The following is a 4,510-nucleotide window of genomic DNA, read 5'->3' as shown; positions in this document are numbered from 1 at the left end:
TTATTTTTATAATAAAATTCATTATAACTTTATAAATTTAATTTTTAACTTAATTAATTAAATTTATAAAATTAGATTTTCGAATTACTACACAGCCATTTATTTTTTTAGCTTAATTTAAGTTAAATGTGTTTTAATTACTATGTTTTTTTTTTAAAATTTTAATTCTAAAATATTTATAATATTTATAATATTTATAATAATTATTATGTTTATAATATTTAATTTATGAAATGATAAAATGAAATATATTATCTTAATTGGGGATGGAATGAGTGATTATCCTCTTAAAAGTTTAGACAACAAAACTCCTCTTGAAATAGCTTATAAACCTAATATAGATAAACTTACAAAAGAAGGTAAGACAGGTTTAGTTTCTAATGTTCCTGAGGGTTTTTCGCCTGGTTCTGATGTTGCTAATATGAGTATTTTTGGTTATGATCCTAAAAAATATTATACTGGTCGTGGACCACTTGAAGCAGGAAGTATGGGTATTGATTTAAAAGATGGAGATGTTGCATTTAGGGCTAACTTAATTACAGAAGAAAATGGAGTACTTTTAGATTTTAATGCAGGGCATATTAGTTCAGAAGAAGCAGCCATTTTGATTGAAGATTTGAATACTTACTTTAAAAATAATTTTAATAAAAATAATTTTAATAAAGATGTATTGAACAAAAGTAAGTTTAATGGTAAATTTTATAATGGAATAAGCTATAGGCACTTATTTGTGATTAACAATAAAGAATTAAGTGATTTAAATACAGCTCCTCCTCATGATATTGTGGGTGAAAAAATAGCTGATTACATAAATTGGAATGATGAAAGCAGTAAAATAATTAAAGATATTATGGAAATGTCTAAAGATTTTCTTAAAAACCACCCAATAAACAAAGAAAGAGTAGAAAAAGGTAAAAAACCAGCAAATATGGTTTGGTTATGGGGACAAGGTTTAAAACCAAGCTTACCTAATTTTAAAAAACTGTATGGATTAAAAGGGTCTGTAATAACAGGTGTTGATTTACTCAAAGGAATTGGTATTTTTGCAGGATTAGATATTATAGAAGTTCCAGGTGCAACTGGATACTTTGACACAGATTATAATGCTAAAGGGAAATATGCTTCAAAAGCCATTAAATATAATGACATACTTTTTATCCATGTTGAAGCTCCAGATGAGGCAGGACACAGTGGTGAAGTCAAAGAAAAAATAAAAGCCATTGAAAAAATAGATAAACATGTTTTAGGTCAAATTTTAGATGAACTTGAAAAGTATAGTGATTATAAAATAGCTATTCTCCCAGATCATCCTACTCCTATTGATGTAAGGACTCATACTATGGATCCAGTTCCTTTAACTATATATTCATCTAATAATGACACAGATGAAGTAAAGACTTACAATGAATTATCTGTTAAGAAAGGTTCTATCGATTTAAGTGAAGGATATAAATTAATTGATTATTTGATCTCAAATTAATTTTTAAACACTTATTTTACTTGTTTTTAAAATCACAAAATTTAATATATTGTCCTAAAATTATAAAAAATAGACCACATGGCTCAAAGTAAGTACTAATTTTTAATTTTACTTATGTATTATGTATTTTGTTGCAATTAGATTTTTGCCTTTATTTTGTCCACTATTGCAAGTTATAATTTTTTATTATTTTGATATTTATTAGATTTAGGGACATGATATTTTTCCAAAAATTTTTAATGACGATTATTAACCATTAGAAAAATTACTACTTATTATCCAACGAAATATTAAAAATAAAAGAAAATATGATGTATTTATCTAATGAAAAAGGAAAGAAACCTATTATCACGACAAATATTTAAAATAAATTCTTTCTCATTTAATTATGATAAAAGATATTACTTTTCAAATGCTCTTAGGTTTTATTTAAAAAACATTAAAATAAATACTTTTATATGAAACCAATTTTAGATAAAAATCAGAAAACATTATATGATATTATTGAAGAAAACGGCACAATATTTAAAGAAAAAAAGGTTTTTACAACAGATTATATTCCAGAATCATATAAATATCGGGATATGCAACTTAAAAAAATGGCTATATTGAGTAAAGGAATCAGAGAGGGTTTAACTCCAAGTAACATGATATTAAATGGAAAAACAGCTACAGGTAAAACAAGTTCATTGTTAAAATTCTTTGAACTTTTAGAAAAGAGATATGAAAATGTAATAACAGTTTTAGTTAACTGTCAAATCAATAGAACAGAATATAAGATTTATACAAAGATTTACAAAAAAATATTTGGGATAGAAATTAGTGTTGGAGGTTTAAGTACATTTAACATTTATACTAGAATAATGGAATATATTTCGAAGGAGAATAAAGTTTTAATAGTTGGTTTAGATGATTATGATGTTATAAAGTCAAATAAAGAACTAAATAAAACATTGTATACTTTACTTAGAGCATATGAATCGTTTAAAAATGCTAAAGTTTCAGTCATTGCAACAACAAATAATCTTGAAACAATTTTAACAGATTCTGCAGTTGCATCAACTTTTCATCCAAGTGAAGTTCAATTTATATCATACACCCAAAGTCAAATTAAAAATATTTTAAAAGAGCGTTGTAGACTAGGATTTTACAAAGGAGTAATTAATGATAAAATAATTGACGATTTAGTTAATTATGTTTATTACAAAGGAGACTTAAGAATAGCTATTAAAATGTTATTAAATGCAGGTAATAATGCAGAAAGCCGCAATTCAGTAAAAATTGCTAAATTTGACTTTAAATAGATAATAATAAATCCAATGTCATCAATTTAATGAATTTTTTTAAAGATTTTTCTTAAAAATAACAATAATAGAAATAGACACAAAAAAACTAAAAACCTTTATTCACAGGATTAATTAACTTCACAATGCCTCATATTAAGTAGAATCCATAGAACATTCATTTATGAAATTTTCAGATAATACTTATTTTAGAAGTTTTAATAATGTTTATATAAATTTTAATAACATTTATATATAATTAGTTTTATATTTATGATCATTGTTCAAATGAAAATAATTAAAATTCAATTAAAACTGATTATATTGTAGTAATGATTTCTATTTTATTTTTTATTTTTAAATCAATTTTTGGTGTTTAAAATGTGGGATAATAAAAATGATATAAATGAAAGTGTAATAATTCAAGAGGAATCGTCTTTCTCTCAATTGCTTAGTTGTGGGAGGATTTCCAAGTTTCTTTTGATGGTTATGGTTGTTTTTTCTATTTTATTTTTTTTATCTAGTGCTTCTGCTGCTGATGTGTATTTAACTGTAGATGAAATTTGTGATGTTTCTGCTGTAGTAAGTAAATATACAGCAGATAATAATAAAATTCCATCTGCTATGAAAGTTACCAATAAAACTTTTAATGATGAAGACTATTTGTATCTTGCCACAAGAGCTATTGTAAATGCTAACAAGGGCAAATATAATGATGTTAAATTGGTTAATATTAATAACCCCAGCCCAAGTGGTAGTTTACAAGGCACTTTAACTAAAGCTCAGTATGTTGAGTTAGCAGGTTTAATAAATACTTACATTTCAAGTAATAATAAAGCTCCTTCTTATGCTCCATATAGTGGAGGTAATGCACGATATGAAACTTTAGTTTATGGCTTTTCTAATATTATTGTTTATGCTGACAAACATGGAACATTACCATCCTCTCAGTATTTTAAAAATATAAATGGAATAAATAGTGCAACAGTTAGTACTGATACTGTCAAGCCAACAAGTTCTAATTCTTTAGCTGGTGGATGGTATAACAGTACTAAAAGTGTAGTTCTAACTGCTAAAGATAATAAAGATGCTGCTCCAAAAATTGAATATAAACTTGATGGAGGGAGTGTCAAATCTAAAGCAAAAACCGTTACTATAAGCTTACCTGCAGGTTCTCATTCTCTTGTATATAGAGCAGTTGATAACAATAACAATTTAGAAAGTTGGAAAACGGTAAATTATTATATTGATAATGTTAAACCAAGAGCTTCTACTAATTTAGCTGCTGGATGGTATAATGTATCAAAATCAGTAATTTTAACTGCTAATGATAATTTAGATTCTAATCCAATGTTATACTATAAAGTTAACAATGGAGCACTGCTCAATAAATCAAAAACTGTTACTCTATCATTAGCTGGAGGTACACACACGATTCAGTATTACTCTAAAGATGCAGCAGGCAATGTAGGAACTACTGTTACTGTAAAATACAATATAGACTTAAATGCTCCGACAGTTTCTAATAATCTGGTTGGTGGTCAATATACTTCTTTTAAATCTGTAAACTTAACTGCTAAAGATAATTTGGATCCTAATCCTACTATTTATTACAGGATCAATAATGGTGCTTGGAGTTCTAAGTCAAAGTCTACAGTTTTGTATTTGGTTGAAGGTGCTTATAATGTTCAATATTATTCTAAAGATCTTGCAGGTAATGTTGGTTCAACTAGTACTGTAAATTATG

2 protein-coding genes and 1 pseudogene are annotated in these 4,510 nt (G+C 25.9%); all 3 read left to right on the top strand.

Annotated features, from left to right (window positions below):
* Nucleotides 1-241: 241 nt before the first annotated feature.
* Complete coding sequence (locus MBCUR_RS01260; protein WP_067089234.1) at nt 242-1,480, top strand: cofactor-independent phosphoglycerate mutase; 1,239 nt, start codon at nt 242-244, stop codon at nt 1,478-1,480.
* A gap of 458 nt (nt 1,481-1,938) precedes the next feature.
* Nucleotides 1,939-2,784: an AAA family ATPase gene (locus tag MBCUR_RS01255; protein WP_067089232.1), complete on the top strand. Its 846-nt coding sequence runs from the start codon at nt 1,939-1,941 to the stop codon at nt 2,782-2,784.
* Nucleotides 2,785-3,144: 360 nt separating this feature from the next.
* Nucleotides 3,145-4,510, top strand: a pseudogene (locus MBCUR_RS01250) (hypothetical protein); the annotation flags it as partial.

The sequence above is a fragment of the Methanobrevibacter curvatus genome, assembly GCF_001639295.1.
GTDB lineage: Archaea > Methanobacteriota > Methanobacteria > Methanobacteriales > Methanobacteriaceae > Methanoflexus > Methanoflexus curvatus.
The sequence above is the reverse complement of the archived record's forward strand: the minus strand, read 5'-3'. Positions and strand labels throughout refer to the sequence as shown.

Excerpts from the sequence above, each read along its gene's own strand:
- MBCUR_RS01260 (WP_067089234.1), top strand. The coding sequence starts at position 242 with ATGAAATATATTATCTTAATTGGGGATGGAATGAGTGATTATCCTCTT.
- MBCUR_RS01255 (WP_067089232.1), top strand. The coding sequence starts at position 1,939 with ATGAAACCAATTTTAGATAAAAATCAGAAAACATTATATGATATTATT.